The sequence below is a fragment of the Mesorhizobium sp. ISC15 genome (genome assembly GCF_037162615.1).
In the GTDB taxonomy this organism is placed as follows: Bacteria; Pseudomonadota; Alphaproteobacteria; order Rhizobiales; family Rhizobiaceae; genus Mesorhizobium; species Mesorhizobium mediterraneum.
Window position 1 is genome coordinate 3505652 of record NZ_JAVSPX010000001.1, and the last position, 25143, is coordinate 3530794.

Consider the following 25143-nt stretch of genomic DNA (forward strand, 5'->3'; position numbering starts at 1 on the left):
ACAAAGGCTGGCCATTGCACTGCTTTCGACGAAATATATGCTGCCGCATTCGTCGCAACTCGTGATTGATCGGTCAGTCATTGGCTCACCTCGCACTTCCGCTTCAGCCCGATCGCCTGGCGCGGCCACCGCAACAGCCACAGCGGCTTGGGCTTCCTCTGCATCATCGTGCGGTTGGTCGTGGCATCATAGACCTCATCAAACACACGCATCCTCCAGCGGCAGTCGACGCGGGGCAAGCACGGCTGGGCCACCGCTCAGCGCTCGCCGGCCACAAGCGCCGCTCGTTCCACGCCAAAACGCCTGCGGTAATCGCCCGGCACCAGGCCGGTTATCCTGGCGAACACTTTGCGGAAGGAGCCGGGATCGTCATAGCCGACATCCCAGGCGATCTGGTCGATTGATCGGGTCGTCGCTTCCAGCATCTCACGCGCCTTGCCGACGCGCAGGTGCTGGCAATACTCGGTCGGCTTGAGGCCGGTGGCGTTGCGAAAGCGCCGCAAAAAAGTCCGCTCCTCCAAGGCCGCATGCTCCGCCATAGTGGCAAGCGTCACATCGCGCGCGCCTCTCGCCTGGAGCCAGTGCTGCACTTTGAGGATGGCCTCGTCGCCATGGTTCAGCCTGGGAGCAAAGGGGCTGTAGAAGCGCTGCTCTCGTCCCGGCGGATCCACCAGCATGAAACGGGCAGTGTCCATCATGACGGTCGGCCCGAGCACCCGGTCGACGAGTTTTAGGCCGAGATCGGTCCAAGCCATGTAGCCGCCGGCGGTGATGATGTCGCCATCATCGATGACCAGCTTGTCGGCATCCAGTGCGATGTCGGGAAAGCGCATCGCCAGCGCGTCGCGATAGGCCCAATGCGTGGTCGCAGCACGGCCAGACAGCAGGCCGGCCTCGGCAAGCACGAAGGCGCCGGCGCAGACCGAGCCGAGCGTCGCGCCTGCCGCATGGCGGGCCCTGAGCCAGTCGGCGTAGGGCGCGGCCGCCCCGCGAGGAATCGGATCGCCTAGGGTCGGAGGCAAGATGACCATGGCAGGTCCATTGCCGGGGCCGGGCTCGCTGTCGAAGGTGCGGATGACCGTTTGGCTCGCCTCCTGCCACAGCCAATGGCTGACACGAAGCCTCTGCGCGTCCGGCGACCGTTCGGCGGCCAGCCGGTTGGCCAGCTGGAAGAGATCGGTCAGGCCAAGAACAGCCGCTTCCTGAACGCCGGGATACACAACGAGGCCGATTTCGACCGGATCACGCGCCGCAACCATCTGTCAGTTTTGCCATGTCCAATGTCTGTTTTGCCAATTCTCACCATGACCCCATTGCAGTAGCTTGTCCACAGGAGGAACGGACCTTCGCCCAACCAATTCGGCCAACCACATCAAGGAGTACGACGATGAGCACATTCACCACCAAGGACGGCACCGAGATTTTCTACAAGGATTGGGGCACAGGCCAACCAATCGTGTTCCATCACGGCTGGCCGCTCAGCGCCGATGACTGGGACAACCAGATGCTGTTCTTCCTCGACAAGGGCTATCGCGTGATCGCGCATGACCGGCGCGGACATGGCCGCTCGACACAGACGGCGACCGGCAACGAGATGGACACCTATGCCGCCGATGTCGCGGCCCTGGTTGCCCATCTTGATCTCAAGAACGCCGTCCATATCGGTCACTCGACCGGCGGCGGCGAGGTGGCGCGTTACGTTGCCCGCTACGGTGGCGAAGGACGCGTCGCCAAGGCGGTGCTGATCGGCGCGGTGCCGCCGATCATGGTCAAGACCGACAATAACCCCGGCGGCCTGCCGATCGAGGTATTCGACGGCTTCCGTGCCGCGCTCGTGGCCAACCGCGCCCAGTTCTACAGGGACGTGCCGGCCGGCCCGTTCTACGGCTTTAATCGCGAGGGCGCCAAGGTCTCGCAAGGGGCTGTCGACAATTGGTGGCGCCAGGGCATGATGGGCGGAGCCAAGGCCCATTACGACTGTATCGAGGCTTTTTCCGAAACCGACTTCACCGAGGACCTTAGGAAGATCGACGTGCCTGTCCTGATCATGCACGGCGATGACGACCAGATCGTGCCGATTGCCGACTCCGCTCTGCTTGCAGCCAAGCTGGTGAAGCACGGCACGCTCAAGGTCTACAAGGGCCTGCCGCACGGAATGTGCACCACCCACCCGGAGATCATCAATCCGGATCTCCTGGCGTTCATCCAGGGCTGACGCTTCGGAGCTCAGGGCGGGCACGCTCGAAAACCCGGGCTGCCCGTCGCTCGCTTCCGTGCTTCGCCAGTCGCAGATGCTGCCCGGCGCAGGTGCGCCGGCAGCATGGCCGATGATTTGCTCTGAATGAATGGTCGGAGTGGAGAGATTCGAACTCCCGACCCTCTGGTCCCAAACCAGATGCGCTACCAGGCTGCGCTACACTCCGAGTCCTTGCGGGCTATAGGGTTCCGGGCTTGGCTGCGCAACCCCTAAAAGACGAAAACGGAACAAACGGCAGACCCGTGCGGCGAGCGGGGCCGGAATTGCAGCCAGCCAAGTCGCGCGCAACGGTTTTACAGCAGCGCTGCCTCAGGACCCAGGCTCCTGTCCGGTCAGACCTTTATGAAAGCGGCCGTCGCGTACATGAAGGCGACGCCGGCCGCCAGGCCGCCCATGACCGGTGGCGTGAAGAAGGCATCGATGCCCTTCTGGTTGCGGCGCATCAGATAGGCGCCGACCTCGACGATGACCTGCAGGATCGCGCCGGCGCCGATGGCAAGCGCCAGCGCCGACCATTGCGGCGCATAGGCCAGGCTGCCGAGCCACATGCCGATAACCGCAGGCCCACCGGCGAGCAAGGTCAGGCCGGCGAACGCCCACAGCGGCGGCCGCTCCTTCAGCATCGGAGCGGCGATGCCGATGCCTTCGGTAATATTATGCAGGGCGAAGCCGAGCACCAGGAAGGTTCCGAGGCTTGCCGAGCCGGCCACGAAGGCAGCGCCGATGGCAAGGCCTTCGCCGAGATTGTGAAGACCGATGCCGAGCGCGATATAGGTGGCCAACGCCAGCCCTGTCGGGGTGCCGCGCCGCCGCCCGATCGCCATCAGGACAAGAAAGCTAGCCAGACCCGCCAGCACCACCATGACCGGCCCCTGGAACACAGCGGCTGCGGTTCCGACAAGCTCGAAGGATTCTTCGATCGTGTCGACCAGCAGAAAGGCGAGCAACCCGATGGTCAGCGCCAACAGGAAGTTCATGCCGCTCTGTCCGACACCGCGCAGCGCCGGATAGAACATGAGGCCAATGGCGACAGGCAGCACGCCGACGATGATGCCGACCAGTCCCTGCAGCTTGAGCTGTCCCGCAGTGGCGGTAGGCGTCGGCACGGCAACTTCGATCAAATGTTCGAAGGTGACGCCTGAGTTGGTTACCAGATTGACCGTGTGCGTTTCACCCAGAACCCACGGGAAAGGCAGATTGATCCACGCCGTGGAAGCACGCGCGATGGTGCCCGGCGGGTCCTGGGTGAATTGCCAGTAGGCGCCGTCGACCTGGACCTGGGCGATGGTCATCGGCTCGGAGCCGCCGGCCCTGACCAGAAGATGAAGGCCTGATGTATCGAGGACGACACGCTCGAAAGTCAGTTTCTCGACGGCGGGCGCGCCGTTTGACAATCCTTGTAGCGGATTGACGGCGATGATCCACGCCACCGCAATGGCGAGCGCGGCAAGGGGCAGGCCGATCCACAACCAGCGGCTGCGCGGCCTTGCCGGTGAATCGATGGTGACGACCTTGTTCATGCCAGCGCCTCGACGACGTCGAACATGCCCATCCAGCCGAGCTCCGTGAACTCGCTTTGATGCGCGTGGAACATGTAGAGGCCCGGTTCGTGCTCGGCGAAGGTGAATTCCAGGATGCCGCGCTGGGCCTGGCACTGGATGATGAGGTCGACCGTTTTCAAGGTCGGCGTCAGCGTCGTGCCCTGATCGAAATAGTCGAAGAAATTTCCATGCAGATGAAACGAGTTGATGGGATCGAATTCCACCACATTGACCAGATAGATGCGCACCGGCTTGCCTCGCACGATGCGGATCGGCGTCTTCGCATAGGCGTGGGCGATGGTGTTGGCGGCGTAGAATTCGTTCTCCTCATCGAAATTGGTGTCGAACCCGTTCATGACCATCACCAGCTCCTGCCAGCCGGCATTCTCGGGCGTGTCGAGAAGCCGCGACCGGGCGATCTCGGCATGGTCGGGATGGCGATCCGGGTCCGGGTCGATGACAAAGGCCCCATACATGCCCTTGTGGATGTGCCTCTTCAGCGGCAAGGCGTGGCAATGATACAGATGGCAGCCAAAGGGCCTGGCGTCGAATTCGTAGACGAACTCGCCACCCGGATCGACCAGCCCGGCGCCGGGAATTCCATCCATGCGGGCGGCATGGATGCCGTGGAAATGCATCGAGTGCGGATGCGAGCCGTTGTTCTTGAAGACGATGCGAATGCGCTCGCCTTCCTTGGCGCGCAGCGCCGGACCGGGCACGCGGCCGTTATACGTCCATGCCGGGAAGAACACGCCCGGTGCGATCTCGATCGTCTTGTCCACGGCCGTCACCTCGAACGTCCTGAGCGTGCGCCCATCGGGCAGAACCGAGACCGTCCCTCGCTCCCAGTCCGTCAGCATCGGGATCGGATCAAAACCGTTGGCGGCGTTGTCCACCTCCCCGACGGTGACCATCGCGCCATGAGCATTCATATGATGAGGTGCCGGATCGGTGGCGGCCACCGCCGCTATGTCATGACCGCTATGCTGGGCGGACTGACCGAGCGCGCTGCGGGCAGCAATCGCCGTGCCGCCCACGGCAGCAAGACTTCCTGTAAGGACGGAACGTCGGCTTATCCGATCGCGCAACCACATACCGACATCGACCATGCCAACTTTTTCCCTCGAATTCATTCGTTTGACCGATAATAGCGTCAGCTGTCAAATATAGCAATGGCTTAGTTCGGTCGCGGCATGCCCCGTGCGGCTGAACGCGCCAAGACGGTGCAACGGGCTTGGCAAGCTGCCTTGCAGCCGACGCCGTCACAGCAGATTGCGTAGTCCTCATTCTGCTTGGTTCAGGTCCGCGACAGGAGCGCAAAAACCATCGGCCTTGCCGCCGGCTGCATTGCGAAGTAATGACGGGAATACAGCGGCAGGTGCCGCTTGCACGTAGCAACGAGGTGACCATGTCCGCGCGCATTTTCAGCCCAGCCAAAACCGCGATGCAGTCCGGCAAGGCCAAGACCGGCCACTGGGTGCTGGAATTCGATCCCGAGATGCGCAAGAAAATCGATCCGCTGATGGGCTACACCACGTCGGGCGACATGCGCAGCCAGATCAGGCTCACCTTCGACACCAGGGAAGAGGCGGTGGCCTATGCCGAGAAAGAGGGGCTGGCCTTCCGTGTCGAGGAGCCGAAGGAAACCAAGCGCCGCCAGATTTCCTATGCGGAGAATTTCCGCTATGACCGCAGGACGCCCTGGACGCATTGACCGGCAAGTGCCCATCGCATAATTCAGCCGGCCTTGGCGTCGGCCCAGCGGTCCCGTAGCTCAGCTGGATAGAGCACCGGCCTTCTAAGCCGATGGTCACAGGTTCGAATCCTGTCGGGATCGCCAGTATTTTCAAAGAGAAAGTACCATATTCCCGACTTCGGGAGAATGGCATTCCGATCCGTTTACAGGGTTCCGCTCCATGCGGAAATGATGGCATCGAACCGACGCTGGCCGGTCGTATCGATTGAAATCCGGCAAGAAGTCGGCGCTGTCTACGGCACGCGCGACGTGATCCAAGGCATTTGGCTTTGAAAGGTTCCACGGCAGTCGCTTTCTGGCCTGTTGTCGAGAACGTCTGGCGCTTGCGCCATCATATCAGACAAGTCTAATGTAAGTCATGATCTGGCCATTGCGCGGGCGCGGCGGCGCGCTCGGGATGGGCACTATTCATCCGGTGGATATCACGCAAAGGGAGGACGAGATGAGACTGGTTAAGTCATTTGCATTTGCTGCTGTGCTGCTTCTTTCGTCAGCACTGTCTGTGGCCGCCCAGTCGGCTCGCGAGGACATCGAAGCGGCGCTGACGAAATTCACGGACGCCTTCAACAGCGGAAACGCGGCGGCGGTGGGTCAAATGTATACCGAGGATGCTGCCGTGCTGCCGCCCGACGGCAAGCGCGTCGATGGCCGCAAGGGCGTGGAAGAATTCTGGCAGGGCGCGATCAAAGGCGGGATGAAGAATCTCACCCTGAAGGCGCTGGAAGTGGAAGAGAGCGCGAACCTCGCCTACGAAGTTGGCGCATTTACGCTCGATGTGCCGAGCAAAGACGGCGCCCTCTCCACCGTAGCGGGCAAGTACATCGTCGTCTGGAAAAAGGGCGACGACGGGACATGGCGCCTGCATCGGGACATCTGGAATTTAGGTGCGGCCCAATAGGGATTGATATCCAGGCCTTCATCGACCGCCTTGGCGAAAGGCGCGGCGGGCTTTTTTGTCTCCGTATGGAACACTGGCACGGGCAAGACGTTCGCCTCCTGCAGCAATATTTCCTGTGCGCATAGAAATGCTGCGAGATCGGATTGTCCCCTCCGATCAGCCCGCGTCCTTCCCCTCCGTGGGGCGCGGGCTTCTTCGTTCATGGAACCGAAACGACCAAGGCTCTTCGGACGACCAGCCCCTGCGTGTTGGCACCGAGCAAGGCGTGTTCAGCCTCGATGGCATCGGGCATCGGCGCTCTGAATTCACGATGATGCAACCACTGCCATCTCTTCGCGTTTAACCGCCTTCAATCCTGGTGAGCGACAAAAATGACGGCGTTCATTCCGATTACAATCTACCTGAATCGCAGGCCGATGGTGGTCGCGTCGATAGCCGACGCTGCGAAAGCGCTTCGGCAACCATGGCCATCCATGGACAAGCCGTCCCGACTTGAAGCAATCCGAATGATCGAGGAATGCCTGGCCGGACATTGCAGTCACCAAGCTGCGTTCGCCGCCTTCGAGGCGGCTGCAACTGAACAGGGACTTCACAAGCAGAAGCCGCCAAGCGAAGGCCTCAAGAAATTCGACGGGGTTGCTGAAGATCTGATGTGATGTCGCCCTCACCGGTCACAGATCTTCCGCGAGGGCTCATCTCTCGCGTCTGCGATTCTGCAACGGGGCGCGGTTTTTTAGTGTATAATAATGTTGCACGAACAAAATCTCTGGGCGAAGGGGGTTTGTCATGCCGCTTCATGGAAGAGCAGAGGATTCGGGTGTTTTCAACCCGTCCGAGCTGGCGCTACTTGGCCGCGTGTTCAATCGTTTGAAGATTGACGGCCAATCGGAACAACAGCGCGAATCGCTCGCGTCCCGAATTATTGCCAATTACATGGCCGGAGTGGTGGACGAGGAAGAACTTTTGTCGGCTTCGAAACAAGCGCTGGGGCGGTAGGCCCGGGTAAAGCAAGCTAACCGAGTTAACTCTTCCAACCGCCGGTTGGTAGACGCGACGCAGCCGGCGCGCGTAGGATTTCCTACGATCCGGGCACACCCACCCCCGCCCACCCTGTGCCTGGTGAACAACTGATCGCCCGCCGTGCCGAAAGGTGCGGCGGGCTTTTTGACTTCCGTATGGAACACCGGCTCGGGGAGGACGTTCGGCTTCTGCAGCATCTTCTCCTGTGAACCAAGCTGCGAGATCGGTGTCCCCTCCCGATCAGCCCGCGTCCTTCCCCTCCGTAGGGCGCGGCGTGGCTTGGTCATCGCTTTCCCGATGACGCGATGTCCGGCCTATTGCACGAAGCAGGAGAGACTTAGGTCCTGTCTCGGATCAGACCGAAGCCCAACCAAGGAACGTTTGCGGCCACCTCAGGTTTGGGTGGACCGGGCGCGAAGAGGATACCGCCCAGCGCAAGAGATCTCACACGAAGGAGAAAGCTATGAGAATGCGTCTTTCCACGGCAGTCGCGGGGCTTCTGCTGCTGGCAGGCATCGGCGCTGCTGCCGCTCAGGACGTGATCATCGAGCCTGAGCAGGAGACCGTCATCAAGGAATATGTGAAGAAGCAGCCGCTCGCATCGGTGAAAATCCCTGGGGTAGAGCTCAATATCGGCTCAACACTGCCCGATACGGTCGAGCTTCATGAAGTTCCCGAGACCAAATACAGTTACGTGGTGGTCGACGACCGGACCGTTGTCGTTGATCCAGGCACACGCAAGGTCATCAAAGTCATCGAATAACCTAAGCGACTGGGAGGACAGCCCAGCAACGGAGGAATGTGATCATCGTGTCGAACCGTGAGATTGGAGCATCCAAGGCACTCCGAATGCGCGTGACCGACCTCAACAAGAGGATGCGCGGCGCACGGATTACCGAGAAGGAACTGAAGACCTTTCGAAAGGTCGCAGCCGTCATGGAGGACGGCAAGGGTAGAATCGATGCCGACGATTTGATTGCCGCATCCTTCGTCGTCGAGACGCTGGACTAACCAAGCCGCCTTTAAGATACCCAGAATGCGAGGCGCTGCAATGTCCCTCTCTCCCAGCCTATTCTCTGTTGGCCTGACTTTCCAATGCCCGCAGTGCAACTTCACCGTCATCAAGAACGGCAGCTGGTTTCAGGTCGTTTCCCATTACAAGTGTGAGGGATGCGGACGCGAGATCCGGATTACCTATCCCGACAAGATTGGTATCTTCCAGAAGCACGCGCACTTGGCCGCTCCCCCGCCAGGAGCGCGGTAGATGCGGGCTGCCCCGCGGGCGGCCGCGGTCAGGGTTGCCTGATGGCTGCCGCGCTTGTGGATCACCTTCGACACCTGCTCCGGCGTGATGCATAATCATCGTCCGCTGACACCTTGTGGCGATCGCGGAAATCCCTCGAGATAGGAATCCCAGCCGGTCATAGCCCGCACTCCTCCTCAGAGCGCGGGCCGACCGGTTTGCAGCTCCCGATCTACAGCGGGGGGACTAGATGGGGGGATAGGCCCACTGCTCCCCATCCAACTGTTAAGCAACCGCTTATGTTCCGGGCGCGGTTCTGATCTCGCCCCGAATGTTGTTGGGAAAGATGCCCGATTTTTCTTCCGTATTTCGCTTTTTCTGATTGTTTGTGTTGCATACGCCGCTTTGGGGGAAGCTTGCTTATGCCCGTTCGACGAACGGCCGAGGCTGTCGGGATTTTCAATTCATCCGAGGTGGCGCTGCTTGGTCGCGTGTTCGATCGCTTGAAGGTTGACGGCCAATCGGAACAACAACGTGAAGTTCTCGCGTCCCGAATTATTGCCAACTACATGGCCGGAGTGGTGGACGAGGAAGAACTTCTTTCAGCTTCCATACAGCCGCTGGGACGGTAAGCGGCTGCGCCGCCGAATCAAACAGATCCTTCCAACCGCCGGTTGGTAGACGCGACGGAGCCGGCAGCCTACGATTTTTCACGATCCGCGCACCGGGCAAGTCCCGACCCACCCCGCGCTCGGTGACCGCTTGATCGCCCCGTCGCTCTCCTGTGTGGCGGGTTTTTTTGTTTCCATATGGAAATACTGGCATTCGCGCTGATGGCCGGGCCGGGGACCCGCAAATACGTCGGCAGTGCCATCATCAGCGTCAATCACGAGGATTTTTGGGGCAAGGGCTAAAGCGGGACATCTCAGATCCCATACCTCAGGGCAATGAAGACCACCGGTGCAAAGATCAGGAAGATCGCCATTACTATAATCACGGCAAGGGCCAGGCGCTCTGTTCGCCTGACAATGGCAGCGACCTCGTCGTCGCTCGACGAAATGAGATCAACCACCGAGAAATCTGTTGGGTTAGGAGTTTGATTGTCATTTGCGGGTCGGCTTGCGACCTCATCGACATTCTGTCTGCTCTGGATAAGGGTCACAGTACTTTCCGCTGTTAGAGCGCCATATCGGGTGCCCGCCGATGGTGCACATACAGCGGGCACCCGGTGAACCACCGATGAAGGGACTTTGCTCGGCGGCCCAATACCAATGCAGTGGTAAGGTCCTGGTTGCCGGCCCTCAGCCCTCTGTCTTTGACCCAAAGACTTCAGTCTTGCCGCATCTCGGACCAAAGCCCAGCGGAGGAACGAAGTGCCCGCCGGTCCCGTTTGCCGACAGTGATCATTCAGAGATAGGAGAGGTAGTCATGGCTAACGGTCCAACCGTTGTTAACTCAGGCGGAAATGGCGCCGGCACTGCTGTCGCCGTCGTTCTCGCAATCATCGCAATCGTGGTCCTGCTGTTGTTCACTGGCGTTATCAATATCAATGGCGGGGGCACCGGGAAGGACGTCGACGTAAAGGTTGAAGCGCCAAGGGTTGAAGCGCCTACGGTCGAAGCGCCCAAGGTCGAAGCGCCAGCCTCGCCCGCTCCGGCAGAGCCGGCCGCACCTGCCCCAGCCGCACCTGCCCCAGCCGCGCCCGCTCCGGCAGCGCCTGCTAATGGCGGCTGATTGTGATATCGGATATCGGGCCCGGCGGGATGCTCTTCCGGGCTTGATGAAAACGTCTTGCATGGAGGCGAGCCGCTCTGCGAGCAGCGCAGGGAAAAGAAAGCCGTTCAACGGAGTTTCAATCCTTTGGCGGGGACCTGCAGAGGAAGATTGCGTATGAAGATGCTCGTAACCCTCCTGGCCGCCGGCATTGCAATGACTGGCTGCGTCAGCGTAGCGGCAGCCGATCCCTGGAAGGACGAGAGCGGGCATGGGCGCTGGGTGGGTCGCTACAACGACGATGATCACCAGACGCGTCGATATAGGGAGCGCGAACGCTACAGCTACAACGAGGAATTCCGGCGCGGGAATTGCAAGATTGAGCGCAAGTGGGAAGGCGATGAATACAAGGAAGAGGTGAAGTGCAAACGCGGCTTCAGGAGGCCGGCTTACATTTATCGTTATTGAAAACAGCGCCTTTCGGAAGGCCGGCCGGCCGGCGCGCATCATCGTCGCCAGCTCAGATGGGCGAGATCGGCACGCGCAAATATGTCGGCTCGGCCTTCATTAATTCCAGCCGCGATCCGCGAGCGGCTCTGAAACGCGATCCAAGTGCGCGCCGGGCCGCCACCGAAGGGCGTGAAGCGGCCAATCACGCAATGGGTCAAGCCGGTTCTGCGCCATGACGTAGGTAACAGGTCGCACCTGAGACATGGCGCGTGAACCCGTGTCTTTTTTCAGGTATCACCGATCGTCCGGACGCCTCGCAGATAAGATTCGCCGACGTCGCGGGCACCTCCTGTGCCTGCGTTCATTCTATGTCCGCAGTGAGGAGGGGGCGTTGGCGGCCCGTGTTCGCCAATGGCGGGGCAGGGCGGATCTGAACGGGGCTTTTCCACGAATGACACTGATGGGCGCGGCGGCGTTGCTGATCCTGATCCTGACCTATGCCGGCGTCGCCATCGGCAGGGTACCTGGGCTGCGCCTCGACCGGGCAGGCATCGCGTTGCTCGGCGGCGCGGCGATGATTGCCATCGGCGCGCTCAGCCTGGAGGACGCCTACCGCGCGATCAATTTCGACACCATCACGCTGCTGCTCGGCATGATGATCGTCGTGGCGCATCTGAAAGTGTCGGGCGCTTTCCGCGCACTCGGCGCCGTCGCCATCGAGCATGCGCACGCGCCATTCATGCTGCTGGTGATGGTGACGCTGCTGACCGGCGTTCTGTCGGCGTTCCTGGTCAACGACGCGATCTGCCTGGTCATGGCGCCGATCGTCGTCCACGTCACCCGTGTCATCAACCGCAACCCGATTCCCTATCTGATCGCCACCGCCACGGCGTCGAATTGCGGCAGCGTCGCCACCATCACCGGCAATCCCCAGAACATGGTCATAGGCGCGCTGTCGGGGATTTCCTATCCGGCCTTCTCGGCGGCCCTGGCGCCCGTCGCCCTGTTTGGCCTCGTCGCCGTCATCGTCATCGTGCGCATCGTCTACCGGGCCGAATTCGCGCGCAAGGCCGAGCTCAGCCCCGAAGTCTATCGCGGCCGCATGCTGCCGGGACAGGTGCTGAAGGCGGTGGTCGTCTGCATCGGGCTGGCGATCGCTTTCTTTGCCGACGTGCCGGTCGCCAAGGCGGCGCTCATCGGCGGCGCCATTCTTCTGGTGACCCGCGCCATCAAGCCGGCGCGCATCTATCGCGAGATCGACGGGCCGCTGCTGTTCATGTTCGCCGGCCTGTTCATCGTCGTCGCCGGCGCCGAGAAGACGCTGCTCAGCCCTGACATCATCGCCTCGGCCAAAAACCTCGGCCTGGACGATGTCTGGCGGCTATCCGGCTTCACCGCGGTGCTGTCCAACATCATGAGCAACGTTCCGGCCGTGCTGGCGCTGCGGCCATTCATACCCGGCCTGGAAAACCCGGAGCGCGCCTGGCTGATCGTCGCGATGAGCTCGACGCTGGCCGGCAATTTCACGCTGCTCGGCTCGGTCGCCAATCTGATTGTCGCGGAGCACGCGCGGGTCTCCGGCACAACTCTGTCGTTCGCCGCCTTCTTCAAGGTCGGCCTGCCGCTGACGCTGGTCACGCTGCTTGCCGGAACGGCGTGGCTGGCGCTTGGGTTTTAGCCGGCACGGATCGTCGCGGCAGCAATCCTTCGTCAGGCGCTGTCTTGGGATCTCGCCCGAACGAGCATGGCAGCGGCGTGTCCGGCTGCCTCGATATAGTCGGGGTTGCGGTGGATCAGCATGATCGAGAACGCGCCATCCATCAGAAGGACGATTTCGCGCGCCAGGGTTTGTGGCTCCAAAATGCTGCGGCCTGACATTTCGCCGGCCAGCCATTTTTCGAAATTCGCCTTGTGTCGCGACCCGACCTTCATCGCCGGGTGTCCGGGCATGGCGGCGAGCTCCGCGGCCGTTCGCAGGAAACCACATCCTTTCCATTTGGGATGGCGTGCCACGCGTGCCAGATTGGTGAAGATCGCCTCGACCTTGCGATCGGGACCGCCTTCGGCGGCGTCGAACCAGCCGGCCATCTGCTTCAGATTCGGCTGGTCGCGGCCATCGAGATAAGCGGCGATCAGGTCGTCCTTGCTCTTGAAATGATAGTAAAGCGTGCGCTTGGTGAGGCCTGCCTTTTCGGCGACGGCATCGACGCTGACGCGGCCAATCCCTTCAGCATAGAACAGCTTCGTCGCGGCATCGACAATACGTTTGCGGGTAGGGCTGAGCTCTTGGGGCATGGGGCAATGTATACCGACTAGTGAATATACAAGCAATCGAGAGCCTGATCCTTTCCTGTTCCTGCCACCGCATGCTGGAAAGGAAGCCAAATGACCGGACTTGTCCTGAGCGAGGTTCGCGACGGGGTTGCCGTCCTGACCCTCAATCGCCCTGAAAAACTCAACGCGCTGAACTACGCCCTGATCGACCGCCTGCTGGCCATCCTCGACGCTATCGAGGTCGATGGCTCCATCCGGGCAGTCATCCTCACCGGCGCTGGCGAGCGGGCGTTCTCGGCGGGCGGCGACATCCACGAATTCTCGGCAAGCGTGGCGCTTGGCGCCGATGCCGCCTTGCGCGACTTCGTCATGCGTGGGCAGCGATTGACGGCCAGACTGGAAGGGTTCCGCAAACCCGTCATCGCCGCGGTCAACGGTCTTGCCTTCGGCGGAGGTTGCGAAATCACCGAGGCCGTGCCGCTCGCCATCGCCAGCGAACGTGCCTCGTTCGCCAAACCCGAAATCGTTCTCGCAATGCCGCCGACGTTCGGCGGAACGCAGCGCCTGCCGAGGCTGGCCGGACGCAAGCGGGCCCTCGAGTTGCTGCTGACAGGGGAGGCGTTTTCGCCGCAGCGCGCACTCGAACTCGGCCTCGTCAACCAGGTGGTTCCACACGACGACCTGATGCCGGCAGCACTTGACCTGGCTCAGCGAATTCTGCGGCATTCACAGCTGGCGGTCGCCAGCATCCTCACCGCAGTTACGCGCGGCATCAACCAGTCCATCGCGGAAGGGTTGATGGTTGAGGCCGAACAGTTCGCCCGCATGGCGCCGACCGCCGATCTGCGCGAAGGGCTCGATGCCTGGATCGCGCGCCGCGAGCCAAGCTATTCCGGTTCGTGGACGCGCACTGCTGCGGGTGAGTGAGGCACAAGGGGACATATCGCTGGAGCCGGTTCCGGAGATATTCGAGGCGTTCGATTGCGGAGAAGCCCTGATCGGACTATTTGGCGCGGGTGGGCCAGAACGCCCAGATCAGCAAAGCCGCTAAAGCCAGCCAGAGCGCCACGACAAAGAACATTCCCGTCCTGCTTTGCGGGTGTTTTTCGAGCGCGGCAGCCCGCGCCCGAAACTCGTCCATTAGCGGCGGCGGGATAAGCCTTATCGCCAGGATTACGCCGAGCGGCACGATGATCAGGTCGTCGAGATAGCCGAGCACCGGGATGAAATCCGGGATCAGGTCGATTGGGGAAAGCGCATAGGCGGCCACCATCCCCGCCACGAGTTTCGCGGACCAGGGCACCCGAGGATCGCGCGCTGCGAACCACAGGGCGACGACATCAAGCTTGATGTCGCGCGCCCGGCGCTTTGCCGTTTCCAGCCATGCTTTCATAGGGTTACTTTAGCACAGATTGTCCGCCGACGTCCGAGCGGCGGTTGCTGGTCGAAGAAAGACCTAGACTAAGGCCCGTGGCGCATCCCAAACGACGCGCGGCGCTCTAATGTTCCGACGGTTCGGTGCCGCTCGCCGGCTTCTCGCCCGAAACATAGGCGTCGAGAAAGTCCTGCGAGGCGACATCGTCGGCGAGGCTCCTCAGCTTTTCGGCCGCGGCCGCCCCCAAAATCGCCTCGACGCGTCTGTTGGCCTCGACCCACACAACATATGCCTGCTCGTATCGCGCTTTTCCGAGCGGCGTCAGCACGGCATGCTTCGTTCGCCGGTCGTGGGCATCCTGGCGGACCTCGACCAGACCGTCGCGCACAAGCGGCCGCAACGCGTGCGTCAGCGCTGAAATCTGGATCGCCAGGCGGGCGGCGAGGACCTGCAGCGTCGGCCCGTCCTCGCCATAAACGGCCCCGAGCCCGTCGATCTGGCCGAGCAGAAGGGTTTGCGTTGACGTCAGCCCGGTTGGGACGAGCGCCACGTCATACAACTGGCCAAGCCGCCGCGCCGCACGACGCAGCGACGAATTGATGCAGACGAAATCGTTCGGCATGCCGGGCGCTTCCGCGTCGGGCTCGTCCCGACTTTCGAGCGATGCAAACGATTCGACCGTTTTTCCCATCTTCACAAAATAGTTGAGTGCTGAACCATTGCAATGGGGCAGAGACTTGGTTAGTTGGTTGAGCACTCAACATTTGAGTGCTAAACTTTAGGAGATAACCATGTCGAACTCAGCTTCCAAGCCGATCGCCGTCGTTACCGGCGCCTCCGCCGGCATCGGCGCCGTCTATGCCGACCGCCTCGCTGCCCGTGGCTATGATCTTGTGCTCGTGGCGCGACGCGCCGAACGCCTGAAAACCCTCTCAGCGGAGTTGTCGCGGGCCTATGGCGCCAAGGTCGAGGTGATCGGCGCCGACCTGACCAAAGAGGACGGCTTGGCGCGCGTCGAGAAGGTGCTCGCCACCAACCCCGCCATCACGCTGCTTGTGAACAACGCCGGCAACGGAACGCTTGGATCGACGATAAACACGTCCGACGAGAATGCCGCGTCGACGATCGCGCTCAACATCACGGCGCTGACGCGCCTGACCCGAGCGGCGCTGCCGGCATTCCTGTCGCGCAACGCCGGGGCGATAATCAATATAGCCTCGGTCATGGCGCTGCACTCGCTGCCGATCACCTCCCTCTACAGCGGCACCAAAGGCTATGTGGTGAACTTCAGCCGTGGCCTGCAGGAGGAGCTTGCCGGGACCGGCGTCAGGCTGCAGCTCGTTCTTCCAGCTGCGACCGCCACCGAATTCTACGAATTCGCCGGCATGCCGCTTTCAGCGTTCGACCCGGCAGTGGTGATGACCGCGGAAGACATGGTCGACGCGGCCCTGGCAGGGTTCGATCAGGGTGAAGCCATCACGCTGCCGTCAGTCCACGACCGTGCGCTGTGGGAAATCTACGACGCCGCCCGCGCCACCCTGTTCGCCGCGACACAAACCGGCGAACCGGCGCCTCGCTACAAGGCGGCTTGACGCCAGCGGACCGCCCTGCGCGCGCAGGGCGCTCCGCTGGCATGGCTAGGGCGACGCCACCGTCAGATGGCCTTTCATGTTGGGATGGAAGCGGCAGAAATAGTCGACCGAACCCGCCGTCTTCAGCGTCAGGCTCGCCGCCTTCTTCGGCGGGATCATAGCCTCCCAGCCGCCCTTGACGGTCGCCGTGTGGGCGAACACGTCCTTGTTGACCCACTCGATCGTGTCGCCGACCTTCGCCTCGATGCTTGCGGGCGAAAATACAAGCTTCTCGATCGTCACCTCAATCGTGTCGGCCTTGGCTGCTGCGGCACCAATGGTTAGCGCCAAAGCAACCCACAGATGCCGTTTCGACGCCGTCGGTGCTGTTCTCATTTCAGCTTGCCGGCGACATGTTCGGCATGCTGTTCATGGCCCTGGAATAGCTTCAGGCCGGTCTCCAGCAGGCTCTTCAGTTCGGCATTCTCGGCCGAGGGGATCAGCAGGGTTTTGAGCGCGCCGTTGACCTGCTTATGGTAGGCGACCTCGTTGGCGACATAGGCCTTGTCGAAGGCGGCGCCGTCGAGTTTGGCGAGCTTGGCTCGTTCCTCGGCCGCCGCCTCGGTCAGCGCCTTGCTGGTGGCGTTGTCCTCCGGCGTCAGTTTGAGCTTCTTGACCAAGTCAAGCGCTTGTTTGTTTACGGCTTCATGGTCTCGCACCATATCTTTGGCGAAATCTACAACCTCTTTGTTCTTCGATTTCTCCAGCGCTTGTTTGGCCGCCTCGACGTCAAGCACGCCGGCTGTGTAGGCGATGTGGGCGATCTGCGGGTCGGTCGGCTTGTCGGCGGCTTGCGCCAACGGCGCTGCGCTGAGCAGGAAAAGCGCTGCCAGTGCGGTGGTCGATCGAATAAACATGACGTTCTCCTTCGCCGGATGCGGTTGGCTCCGGGCATTTCAGTTGACGATGATTGGATGCCGGGCGGGGGCAAACGTTCCCGGGAATTCGGGAAAAATCAGTCTGTAAGGCCGAGCCGCTGCATCAACGCGGCGGTCAGCCGTTCACACCGGCGGCCGGCGAAGGGGAAGGCATTGAGCAGCACCGGGCCGATCTGATCGTCCAGCGCCTTGCGCACGAGGGCGCGGGCGCGGTGCAGGCGGCTCTTGACGGTTTCGGGCCGCACATCAAGCAGTTCGGCGGTCTCCTCGATGCTGAGACCCTCGATCACCCGCGCCACGAACACTGTCCGGTACACATCGGGAAGCCGATCGGTCGCCCGTTGGACAAGCTCGAGGATTTGCCGTTGCGCCATCGTCCGCTCCGGATCGTCGCTGGGATCGAGGGGAAATTTGATGATTTCGGCGTGTGGAGTTTGCGGCATGGCTACCGTTCGCCGTCTTTTGCGCAAGCGCCCAAGCGCCTCATTGATGACGATGCGCGACAGCCATGTGGCGAGCGAGGATTCCCCGCGAAAATCCCCGAGATGGGCAAAGGCCTTGACATAAGCCTCCTGCACGATGTCTTCAGCCTCGCTGTCGTTGCGAACGACGCTGCGGGCGATACGATAGAGTCGCTGGTTGTGCATCTTGATAATCGTGCGGAAGGCTCCGCCCTCCCGTGCCAGCGCGCGGCCGACAAGCTGCATCTCGCCAGCTGCGGCAGGCATGACGGTCAAGACAGCCGACATGACCGGTTTCCTCATCGCAAGCCAATCTCCTGACCGGAAGCAAATCCTCCGATCGAAACATTGGACGGCCTAGCCGGGAAAAGGTTCCCGACATTTTCCGGCAGCCGGCGGCCGGCAGCGACTACGCTACCGCTTCCGCCAGCAGCCTGTCTGCAGTTTGCGTGCGGGCCGTTGCGGCCAGCAGATCGGTCTGCGTGATCAGGCCGAGGATGCGCCTGTTGTCGTCTATGATGACGACGGCGTGGCTGCGGCCGTCGGTGAGCACGGGTAGGAGGCCCATGGCAGGCGCGCTCGCCGAGACGGTTGCCACGGCCTTTGTCACGCTTTTCACCGTATCCGAGGCCCACGCCAGTTCTCGCAGTCCGACGGCGCCAACAAGCCTGGCCTCCGAATCGACGACCGGCAGCGTCCGGATGTTGTGGGCGAGCAGCAAATGACGTGCCTGGTCGGCGCGAGCGTGTTCATCGACCGAAATTACATGGCACGACATGATGTCCCTGCACAGCAAGGTCCGGTGCGTACGCACCATCGCTTGCAACTCCACCTGCCGCAGCAGCCGTTCGAGATCGTTGCGGTCGATGTCGAATGTCTCCTCCAAGGTACCAAGCGCAGCATCGATGTCCTCGGGCCGGAAGCCGATACGCTCCTGAGCGGGTGGATCGATGGTGCCGTGGCTGTTTTTTGGCGCGGCCACCGTCACATGTGGATAGGTCCGTCGCGACAACTTGTGAAAGCCGTATCCGAGCGCGACGAGCACGATCGAGTTCAAGGCCACCGGCACGAAAGGAAACAGGAAGCCGGCACCGATGACGGCCGGTCCGCCGATCACAGCCGTCAGGGCGGCAGCCCCACCTGGTGGATGCAGGCAGCGGGTGAACGACATGGCGGCTATGGCCAATGACACCGCAATGCCCATCGCAAGGATGGGCTCATGCACGAAATACGCCACGAGCACGCCGACGAGCGCCGATATGGTGTTGCCGCCAATGATCGACCAGGGTTGCGCCAACGGGCTCGCCGGCACCGCGAACAAAAGCACGGCCGAGGCACCCATCGGCGCCACGAGCAGCGGCACATGCGGGCCGCTACCGAGCACCAGACCGCTGATCGCGCCGGTCAACGCAATGCCGATCGTCGCACCGATACAGGCGATGATCCGCTCGCGCAGCGTAGCGCCGGCAAGTATTGGGACAAAGAGGCGAAAGGCCATGGTACTGACAACTCTGGTGGCGAAACTGGGTTTGGGACGTGCCGCTTGCGGCTGATGGCCTCGCAATGAGGCCAGAATGTTGGATTTGAAAGCCAAACCGATCCGGAAAATCACAGCTTCGGGAAATAATCTTGCTGATGCGGCCGAGACCCGGCGTATGCAGGGCCGCTGCGGCGGCAGTTCCCCGCTTATGCCGCCTTCGCCGCGGCGAGACCGCGCGCAAGATCGGCCTTGAGGTCATCGACGTCCTCGAGCCCGATCTGCAGGCGCACCAGCGGGCCGTCATAAGGGCCCTTGGCGACGACGCGGTCGCCGAGGAAGACCGGCACGGCAAGGCTCTCATAGCCGCCCCAGGAATAGCCGAGGCCGAATATCCTGAGCGCGTCGAGGAAGGCATGCTGCTGCTTCTGGCCGCCGCCCGCAAGGACGATCGAAAAAATGCCGCTCGAGCCGCAGAAGTCGCGCTTCCAGAGATCATGGTCGGGATGGCTGGGGAGAGCGGGATGCAGCACGCGCGCCACGCCCGGCTGGCCCTCCAGCCAGCCGGCGATATCAAATGCGCTGCGCTGATGATGGTCGAGGCGCACGCCCATGGTGCGCAGGCCGCGCAGCACCTGATAGACGTCGTCCGGCCCGGCGCAGCAGCCCATCGTGTAGAACGTCTCGCAAAGCTGTTTCCAGCAGGCCTTGTTGGCCGATGCGGTGCCGAGCAGCACGTCGGAATGGCCGGCCGGATATTTCGTCGCCGCATGGATCGAGATGTCGACGCCATGGTCGAGCGGGCGAAAGTACAGCGGCGTCGCCCAGGTATTGTCCATCATGACGATTGCGCCGGCGGCGTGTGCCGCGCTGGCGATGGCCGGTATGTCCTGCACCTCGAAAGTGTTGGAGGCCGGCGATTCGGTGAACACGACCCTGGTGTTGGACTTGATCAGCGCCGCTATGCCGGCACCGGCATGCGGATCGTAATACTCGACGTCAACGCCCAGGCGCTTCAGCATCGTGTCGGCGAAATTGCGGGTCGGATGATAGACAGAATCGACGATCAGGACATGGTCGCCCGCCGACAGGAAGGCTAGCAGCGGCACCGTCACCGCCGCCAGGCCAGACGGCACCACAATTGTGCCGGCCGAGCCTTCCAGCCCGTCGATGGCGCTGGCAAGCGCGTCGGTGGTCGGTGTGCCGCGCGTGCCGTAGGTGTATTTCTGGCTGCGTGCCGCCATCGTCGCCGCATTCGGATAGAGCACGGTCGAGGCATGCACGACCGGCGGATTGACGAAGCCGAAATAGTCGTGCGGATTGTTGCCCGAGTGGGCAAGCCGTGTGTTGATGCCCATTTCGTTGCCGTCTTTTGTCATTCGCTTCGCCTCTGATCAAGCGCTAGCCATAGTGCGGCGGCATTGGCCGCGCAACCGCCCGACGCTCGCCAGGCGGCGGACTTCGGATATACCAATTGATCCATGGCAACTCAGGAATGCGCAGCCTTCCGAAGGCGAATTTCAAAGGCCCCAGCCCCGATTTGCGTTGGCCGGATTTTGCCGGCTTTGTTCGCACGGCTGACTAATTTCCAGGCGTGTTTGTCTGCAATTCGGGCATTTGCGGCAATTGGTTTTCAATCTCTTTCGGTTTCGGTCATTTTCCTTGACCTCACAGGAATAATCGCCTTCGATGCAGTTCGTGAATGGGAGGCAGCGCGTTGGTTGCGATGCGGGGTTCCGGGAATGGGCCGGAACGGGAAGCTGCATTCACACCGAAAAAAAGTCAGGTTCGCCTGAAAAAAACAGAAAAGGGTCTGTGGGTTATGAAACACATTGCAATCGGCATTCTGGGCGCCGCCGCGCTTGGATTGGTGGCTTCGGCCGCGTCGGCGGCCACGCTCGACGACGTCAAGGCCAAGGGCTTCATCCAATGCGGCGTCTCGACCGGTCTGGCCGGCTTCTCGGCGCCGGATGACAAGGGCGACTGGCAAGGCATCGATGCGGATTTCTGCCGCGCTGTCGCGGCCGCCGTTTTTGGCGATGGCACCAAGGTCAAATTCACGCCGCTCAGCGCCAAGGAACGCTTCACCGCGCTACAGTCAGGCGAGATCGACATCCTGTCGCGCAACACCACCTGGACCATCAACCGCGATACGGCACTTGGGCTGAACTTCGTCGGTGTCACCTACTATGACGGCCAGGGCTTCATGATCAACGCCAAGAAGCTGCCGGGCGTGAATTCCGCGCTGCAGCTTTCGGGCGCGGCGGTCTGCGTGCAGAGCGGCACCACGACCGAGCTCAACCTTGCCGACTATTTCAAGTCGAACAAGATGGAGTACAACCCCGTCGTCTTCGAGAAGCTGGAAGAGGTCAACGCCGCCTATGACGCCGGCCGTTGCGACGTCTACACCACCGACCAGTCCGGCCTTTACGGCATCCGCCTGACGCTTGGCGCACCCGCCGACCACGTCGTGCTGCCCGAGATCATCTCCAAGGAACCGCTCGGACCGGCCGTGCGCCAGGGCGACGACCAGTGGTACCACATCGTCAAATGGACCTATTTCGCGCTATTGCAGGCAGAGGAACTCGGCATCACCAAGGCCAATGTCGAGGAGATGAAGGCCTCGGACAATCCCGAGATCAAGCGCGTGCTCGGCCAGGAAGCAGACACCAAGATCGGCACCGATCTCGGCGTCTCCAACGACTGGGTCGTCAACATCGTTAAGGCAGTTGGCAATTACGGCGAAATGTTCGAACGCAATGTCGGTTCGGGCAGCCCGCTGAAGATCGCGCGCGGCATCAACGCGTTGTGGACCAAGGGCGGCCTGCAATACGCTCCGCCGATCCGCTGATCGAAATGTGATCCGGAAGGCAGCTTTCCTGCCTTCCGGTTTCTCTTTCCAGGGGATGGTCGAATGGCATCGCAGGAAATTCTTCGCGAGGAGCCAAGCCGCGGCTCCTTTATCAATGATCCGAAGGTCCGCGGCATATTCTTCCAGGCGGTGGTCGTCATCGTGCTGGTGGCGTTGGTCTGGTGGATCGTCCAAAACACCATCGACAATCTGACGCGCCTGCGCATTGCATCAGGCTTCGGCTTCCTCAGGGGCCGCGCCGGCTTCGACATCAGTGACAGCGCCATCGCCTATTCGTCGGATTCGACCTATGGCCGCGCGATTGTGGTCGGCTTCATCAACACGCTCATCGTTGCCGGCGCCGGCATAATCACCGCCACCATCATTGGCTTCATCCTCGGCATCGGCCGGCTTTCGCACAACTGGCTGATCCGCAAGATCTGCATGGTCTATGTCGAGGTCTTCCGCAACATCCCGCCGCTGCTGGTCATCTTCTTCTGGTATTCAGGCGTGCTTTCGGTGCTGCCGCCGCCGCGCGAAAGCATCAACCTGCCATTCGGCTCCTTTCTCAACCAGCGCGGCTTCTACTTTTTGCGCCCCGTCTGGGGCGAAGGCTCGTGGCTGATCCTGGTCGCTCTGCTTCTCGGCATTGCCATGGCGTGGTTTGTCGCCCGCAAGGCGCGTCAGCGGCAGATGGCGACCGGCCAGCAGTTCCCGGTGTTCTGGACATCGGCGGCTCTGATCGTCGGCTTGCCGTTGCTGGCCTACGCGCTGAGTGGCTTCCCGCTGAGCTTTGACTATCCAAAGCAATCAACCTTCAACCTGACTGGCGGCTTTCAGGTCAAGCCGGAGTTCCTGTCGCTCTATTTGGCGCTGTCCTTCTATACGGCGGCCTTCATCGCCGAAATCGTGCGGGCCGGCATCATGGGCGTCAGCAAGGGTCAGACCGAGGCAGCCGGCGCGCTCGGGCTTCGCCCGGGATCGATCCTGCGGCTTGTCGTCATCCCGCAAGCCATGCGCATCGTCATTCCGCCGCTGACCAGCCAATATCTGAACCTGACCAAGAACTCTTCGCTCGCCATCGCCATCGGCTACCCCGACCTGACGGCGACGACCGGCACGGTGCTGAACCAGACCGGCCAGGCGATCGAGTGCGTGCTGATCATGATGGTGGTCTATCTCGCGCTCAGCCTGTTGACGTCGGCGATCATGAACGTGGTCAACGCCAGAATGGCGCTGGTGGAGAGGTAGGGACATGCAGGAGCACGACCTTTCCTTTGTCCGCGTCGAAATGGCTCTGGCACAGTCGGCGCCGTCAAGCGAGCGCGGCCTGGGCGCCTGGATACGCAAGAACCTGATTGCTTCGGCCGGCGACACGATCATGACCATCATCGGCATCGTGCTGGTCGCGATGATCCTGCCGCAACTGATCAGCTGGGCCTTCATCAACGCCCAATGGACTGGCACGGACCGCACGTTTTGCGCCACGGTGGCGCAGGGCGGCATCCAGCCGGACGGCTGGTCCGGCGCCTGTTGGGCCTTCGTCAACGCCAAGTTCGGCCAGTTCATGTTCGGCCGCTATCCAATCGATGAGCGCTGGCGGCCGATCCTGGTTGCCATCCTGTTCGTGGCACTTCTGGTGCCGCTGCTGATCCCGAAGGTGCCGCGCAAGGGGCTGAACGCCATTTTGTTCTTCGGGGCGCTGCCGATCTTTGCCTTCATCCTGCTGGTTGGCGGCGTGTTCGGCCTGCCGCATGTCGAAACCTCGTTGTGGGGCGGGCTTCTGGTGACGCTCAGCCTGTCCTTCGTCGGCATTGCCGTTTCGCTGCCGCTCGGCATCGTGCTGGCGCTGGGCCGGCGATCGAAGATGCCGATCGTCAAGATGCTGTGCGTCATCTTCATCGAGACGGTGCGCGGCATCCCGCTGATCACCGTCCTGTTCATGGCCAGCGTCATGCTGCCGCTGTTCCTGCCGGCCGGCGTCAGCTTCGACAAGTTTCTCAGGGCACTGATCGGCGTGTCGCTGTTTGCCGCTGCCTATATGGCCGAAGTGGTGCGCGGCGGCCTGCAGGCGATCCCCAAGGGCCAGTATGAGGGGGCGGATTCGCTCGGCCTCGGCTACTGGCAGAAGATGGGCCTGATCGTGCTGCCGCAGGCGCTGAAGTTGGTCATTCCGGGCATCGTCAACACCTTCATCGGCATGTTCAAGGATACCAGCCTGGTTTCAATTATCTCGATGTTCGACCTGCTCGGCGTCGTCAAACAGAATTTTTCCGACGCCAACTGGGCAACGCCGCAGACGGCCAGGTCCGGCCTCGTGTTCGCTGCCTTCGTCTTTTGGCTGTTCTGTTTCGGCATGTCGCGCTATTCGATGTTCACGGAACGCCGGCTCGACACCAGCTACAAACGCTAAGAACAAAAAAGGGAACCTTCCATGGCCACAGAAAATGCAGTCAGCGCGGAAGAGATCAAGGTCAATGCCGCCAAGATGCAGGTTTCCACCACCGATGTCGCCATCGACATCATCGCCATGCACAAATGGTACGGCGAATTCCATGTCCTGAAGGACATCAACCTGAAGGTGATGCGCGGCGAGCGGATCGTCATTTGCGGCCCTTCGGGCTCCGGCAAATCGACGATGATCCGCTGCATCAACCGGCTGGAAGAGCACCAGAAGGGCAAAATCTTCGTCGACGGCAAGGAATTGACCAACGATCTGAAAAAAATCGACGAGGTGCGCCGCGAGGTCGGCATGGTGTTCCAGCACTTCAATCTGTTCCCGCATTTGACCATCCTGGAAAACTGCACGCTGGCGCCGATCTGGGTGCGCAAGACGCCGAAGAAGCAGGCCGAGGAAATCGCCATGCACTTCCTCACGCGCGTCAAGATCCCGGAACAGGCCAACAAATATCCCGGCCAGCTTTCCGGCGGCCAGCAGCAGCGCGTGGCCATCGCCCGCTCGCTGTGCATGAACCCGCGCATCATGCTGTTCGACGAGCCGACCTCGGCGCTCGATCCGGAAATGATCAAGGAAGTGCTGGAGACGATGGTCGGCCTCGCCGAAGAGGGCATGACCATGCTCTGCGTCACCCACGAGATGGGCTTTGCGCGCAAGGTCGCCAACCGGGTGATCTTCATGGATCAGGGCCAGATCGTCGAGCAGAATACGCCGGCCGAGTTCTTCGACCATCCGCGCCACGAGCGTACAAAACTGTTCCTGTCGCAGATCCTGCACTGATCGCTCTCGCGCAAATCGAAAAAGCCCGGCCGAAACCCGGCCGGGCTCTTTTGCGTCTGAGCTGTCAGCCGGCGATCGAG

Annotated in this window: 31 protein-coding genes and 2 tRNA genes; 18 read left to right on the forward strand and 15 right to left on the reverse strand. The window is 61.7% G+C overall.

The window, feature by feature from the left end; all coding sequences use genetic code 11:
* Positions 1 to 77 precede the first annotated feature (77 nt).
* Complete coding sequence (locus RPG13_RS16785; RefSeq protein ID WP_280953346.1) at positions 78 to 206, reverse strand: hypothetical protein; 129 nt, start codon at positions 204 to 206, stop codon at positions 78 to 80.
* 51 nt (positions 207 to 257) lie between these two features.
* The gene (locus tag RPG13_RS16790) at positions 258 to 1259 is read right to left on the reverse strand and encodes a GlxA family transcriptional regulator (RefSeq protein WP_292216649.1); all 1002 of its coding nucleotides are present in this window, start codon (positions 1257 to 1259) and stop codon (positions 258 to 260) included.
* 128 nt (positions 1260 to 1387) lie between these two features.
* On the opposite strand from RPG13_RS16790, the gene RPG13_RS16795 reads away from it, so the two are divergent.
* A complete protein-coding gene (locus RPG13_RS16795; protein ID WP_127206505.1) occupies positions 1388 to 2215 on the forward strand; it encodes an alpha/beta fold hydrolase in 828 nt (275 codons plus the stop codon).
* A 131-nt stretch (positions 2216 to 2346) separates the two neighbouring features.
* On the opposite strand, the gene RPG13_RS16800 is transcribed toward RPG13_RS16795, so the two are convergent.
* The 3 genes from RPG13_RS16800 to RPG13_RS16810 form a co-directional block, all read right to left on the reverse strand.
* A tRNA-Pro gene (locus RPG13_RS16800) sits at positions 2347 to 2423 on the reverse strand.
* Between the two features lie 166 nt (positions 2424 to 2589).
* Positions 2590 to 3777: a ZIP family metal transporter gene (locus RPG13_RS16805; protein ID WP_292216645.1), complete on the reverse strand. Its 1188-nt coding sequence runs from the start codon at positions 3775 to 3777 to the stop codon at positions 2590 to 2592.
* On the reverse strand, positions 3774 to 4907 hold the full coding sequence (locus RPG13_RS16810) for a multicopper oxidase domain-containing protein (RefSeq protein ID WP_292216641.1): 1134 nt from the start codon (positions 4905 to 4907) through the stop codon (positions 3774 to 3776). Before RPG13_RS16810 ends, RPG13_RS16805 begins: the two co-directional genes overlap by 4 nt.
* Before the next feature lie 299 nt (positions 4908 to 5206).
* Here RPG13_RS16810 and RPG13_RS16815 point away from each other — a divergent pair, with 299 nt between their 5' ends.
* From RPG13_RS16815 to RPG13_RS16845, 7 genes are all read left to right on the forward strand, one after another.
* The gene (locus RPG13_RS16815; protein ID WP_015318428.1) at positions 5207 to 5512 is read left to right on the forward strand and encodes an ETC complex I subunit; all 306 of its coding nucleotides are present in this window, start codon (positions 5207 to 5209) and stop codon (positions 5510 to 5512) included.
* A 49-nt stretch (positions 5513 to 5561) separates the two neighbouring features.
* Positions 5562 to 5638, forward strand: a tRNA-Arg gene (locus tag RPG13_RS16820).
* 274 nt (positions 5639 to 5912) lie between these two features.
* Positions 5913 to 6452, forward strand: coding sequence for a YybH family protein (locus RPG13_RS16825; protein ID WP_095489320.1), 540 nt, complete (start codon positions 5913 to 5915; stop codon positions 6450 to 6452).
* Between the two features lie 371 nt (positions 6453 to 6823).
* Positions 6824 to 7108, forward strand: coding sequence for a DUF982 domain-containing protein (locus tag RPG13_RS16830; RefSeq protein WP_095489319.1), 285 nt, complete (start codon positions 6824 to 6826; stop codon positions 7106 to 7108).
* Between the two features lie 130 nt (positions 7109 to 7238).
* Positions 7239 to 7448 (forward strand): hypothetical protein, encoded by a 210-nt coding sequence (locus tag RPG13_RS16835; RefSeq protein ID WP_095489318.1) that lies wholly within the window; start codon positions 7239 to 7241, stop codon positions 7446 to 7448.
* Positions 7449 to 7935: 487 nt separating this feature from the next.
* On the forward strand, positions 7936 to 8235 hold the full coding sequence (locus RPG13_RS16840; RefSeq protein ID WP_095489317.1) for a DUF1236 domain-containing protein: 300 nt from the start codon (positions 7936 to 7938) through the stop codon (positions 8233 to 8235).
* A 47-nt stretch (positions 8236 to 8282) separates the two neighbouring features.
* Complete coding sequence (locus RPG13_RS16845; RefSeq protein ID WP_095489328.1) at positions 8283 to 8483, forward strand: hypothetical protein; 201 nt, start codon at positions 8283 to 8285, stop codon at positions 8481 to 8483.
* Positions 8484 to 8541: 58 nt separating this feature from the next.
* Here the strand turns inward: RPG13_RS16845 and RPG13_RS16850 are convergent, their stop codons facing one another.
* Positions 8542 to 8706 carry a hypothetical protein gene (locus RPG13_RS16850; RefSeq protein WP_158302709.1) on the reverse strand — a complete coding sequence of 55 codons (165 nt, stop codon included), beginning with the start codon at positions 8704 to 8706 and terminating at the stop codon, positions 8542 to 8544.
* A gap of 431 nt (positions 8707 to 9137) precedes the next feature.
* On the opposite strand from RPG13_RS16850, the gene RPG13_RS16855 reads away from it, so the two are divergent.
* The gene (locus RPG13_RS16855) at positions 9138 to 9347 is read left to right on the forward strand and encodes a hypothetical protein (protein WP_095489315.1); all 210 of its coding nucleotides are present in this window, start codon (positions 9138 to 9140) and stop codon (positions 9345 to 9347) included.
* Between the two features lie 293 nt (positions 9348 to 9640).
* Here RPG13_RS16855 and RPG13_RS16860 read toward each other — a convergent pair whose 3' ends face one another.
* Positions 9641 to 9877, reverse strand: coding sequence for a hypothetical protein (locus tag RPG13_RS16860; RefSeq protein ID WP_126107085.1), 237 nt, complete (start codon positions 9875 to 9877; stop codon positions 9641 to 9643).
* A 266-nt stretch (positions 9878 to 10143) separates the two neighbouring features.
* Here RPG13_RS16860 and RPG13_RS16865 point away from each other — a divergent pair, with 266 nt between their 5' ends.
* The 3 genes from RPG13_RS16865 to RPG13_RS16875 all read left to right on the forward strand — a co-directional run bounded on the left by RPG13_RS16865 (position 10144) and on the right by RPG13_RS16875 (position 12556).
* Positions 10144 to 10449: a hypothetical protein gene (locus RPG13_RS16865; protein WP_095489314.1), complete on the forward strand. Its 306-nt coding sequence runs from the start codon at positions 10144 to 10146 to the stop codon at positions 10447 to 10449.
* A gap of 156 nt (positions 10450 to 10605) precedes the next feature.
* Complete coding sequence (locus RPG13_RS16870; protein WP_095489313.1) at positions 10606 to 10896, forward strand: hypothetical protein; 291 nt, start codon at positions 10606 to 10608, stop codon at positions 10894 to 10896.
* A gap of 433 nt (positions 10897 to 11329) precedes the next feature.
* A complete protein-coding gene (locus RPG13_RS16875) occupies positions 11330 to 12556 on the forward strand; it encodes an anion transporter (RefSeq protein WP_337127026.1) in 1227 nt (408 codons plus the stop codon).
* Between the two features lie 32 nt (positions 12557 to 12588).
* On the opposite strand, the gene RPG13_RS16880 is transcribed toward RPG13_RS16875, so the two are convergent.
* Positions 12589 to 13173, reverse strand: coding sequence for a TetR/AcrR family transcriptional regulator (locus RPG13_RS16880; RefSeq protein ID WP_095489311.1), 585 nt, complete (start codon positions 13171 to 13173; stop codon positions 12589 to 12591).
* A 90-nt stretch (positions 13174 to 13263) separates the two neighbouring features.
* Between RPG13_RS16880 and RPG13_RS16885 the strand changes: the two genes are divergently transcribed.
* A complete protein-coding gene (locus RPG13_RS16885) occupies positions 13264 to 14079 on the forward strand; it encodes a crotonase/enoyl-CoA hydratase family protein (RefSeq protein ID WP_127205420.1) in 816 nt (271 codons plus the stop codon).
* A gap of 76 nt (positions 14080 to 14155) precedes the next feature.
* On the opposite strand, the gene RPG13_RS16890 is transcribed toward RPG13_RS16885, so the two are convergent.
* Complete coding sequence (locus tag RPG13_RS16890; RefSeq protein WP_095489309.1) at positions 14156 to 14545, reverse strand: YkvA family protein; 390 nt, start codon at positions 14543 to 14545, stop codon at positions 14156 to 14158.
* 106 nt (positions 14546 to 14651) lie between these two features.
* On the reverse strand, positions 14652 to 15149 hold the full coding sequence (locus RPG13_RS16895) for a MarR family winged helix-turn-helix transcriptional regulator (protein ID WP_337125528.1): 498 nt from the start codon (positions 15147 to 15149) through the stop codon (positions 14652 to 14654).
* Positions 15150 to 15318: 169 nt separating this feature from the next.
* Between RPG13_RS16895 and RPG13_RS16900 the strand changes: the two genes are divergently transcribed.
* Positions 15319 to 16119: an SDR family NAD(P)-dependent oxidoreductase gene (locus RPG13_RS16900; protein ID WP_292506265.1), complete on the forward strand. Its 801-nt coding sequence runs from the start codon at positions 15319 to 15321 to the stop codon at positions 16117 to 16119.
* A gap of 45 nt (positions 16120 to 16164) precedes the next feature.
* On the opposite strand, the gene RPG13_RS16905 is transcribed toward RPG13_RS16900, so the two are convergent.
* From RPG13_RS16905 to RPG13_RS16925, 5 genes are all read right to left on the reverse strand, one after another.
* Positions 16165 to 16494: a cupredoxin domain-containing protein gene (locus RPG13_RS16905; RefSeq protein WP_292506264.1), complete on the reverse strand. Its 330-nt coding sequence runs from the start codon at positions 16492 to 16494 to the stop codon at positions 16165 to 16167.
* Positions 16491 to 17015, reverse strand: coding sequence for a DUF4142 domain-containing protein (locus RPG13_RS16910; RefSeq protein WP_127295199.1), 525 nt, complete (start codon positions 17013 to 17015; stop codon positions 16491 to 16493). Before RPG13_RS16910 ends, RPG13_RS16905 begins: the two co-directional genes overlap by 4 nt.
* Positions 17016 to 17113: 98 nt before the next feature.
* Positions 17114 to 17785 (reverse strand): RNA polymerase sigma factor, encoded by a 672-nt coding sequence (locus tag RPG13_RS16915; RefSeq protein WP_292506262.1) that lies wholly within the window; start codon positions 17783 to 17785, stop codon positions 17114 to 17116.
* A 121-nt stretch (positions 17786 to 17906) separates the two neighbouring features.
* Positions 17907 to 18995, reverse strand: a complete 1089-nt coding sequence (locus tag RPG13_RS16920) for an HPP family protein (RefSeq protein ID WP_095489304.1) — start codon at positions 18993 to 18995, stop codon at positions 17907 to 17909.
* Between the two features lie 188 nt (positions 18996 to 19183).
* Positions 19184 to 20353, reverse strand: a complete 1170-nt coding sequence (locus tag RPG13_RS16925; RefSeq protein WP_292224737.1) for a cystathionine beta-lyase — start codon at positions 20351 to 20353, stop codon at positions 19184 to 19186.
* Positions 20354 to 20796: 443 nt separating this feature from the next.
* Here RPG13_RS16925 and RPG13_RS16930 point away from each other — a divergent pair, with 443 nt between their 5' ends.
* The 4 genes from RPG13_RS16930 to RPG13_RS16945 all read left to right on the forward strand — a co-directional run bounded on the left by RPG13_RS16930 (position 20797) and on the right by RPG13_RS16945 (position 25063).
* A complete protein-coding gene (locus RPG13_RS16930) occupies positions 20797 to 21825 on the forward strand; it encodes an amino acid ABC transporter substrate-binding protein (RefSeq protein WP_095489302.1) in 1029 nt (342 codons plus the stop codon).
* Positions 21826 to 21888: 63 nt separating this feature from the next.
* Positions 21889 to 23076 carry an amino acid ABC transporter permease gene (locus RPG13_RS16935; RefSeq protein ID WP_128286258.1) on the forward strand — a complete coding sequence of 396 codons (1188 nt, stop codon included), beginning with the start codon at positions 21889 to 21891 and terminating at the stop codon, positions 23074 to 23076.
* A gap of 4 nt (positions 23077 to 23080) precedes the next feature.
* Positions 23081 to 24238 (forward strand): amino acid ABC transporter permease, encoded by a 1158-nt coding sequence (locus tag RPG13_RS16940; protein ID WP_126107075.1) that lies wholly within the window; start codon positions 23081 to 23083, stop codon positions 24236 to 24238.
* Positions 24239 to 24259: 21 nt separating this feature from the next.
* Complete coding sequence (locus tag RPG13_RS16945; RefSeq protein ID WP_095489299.1) at positions 24260 to 25063, forward strand: amino acid ABC transporter ATP-binding protein; 804 nt, start codon at positions 24260 to 24262, stop codon at positions 25061 to 25063.
* Positions 25064 to 25143: the final 80 nt, after the last annotated feature.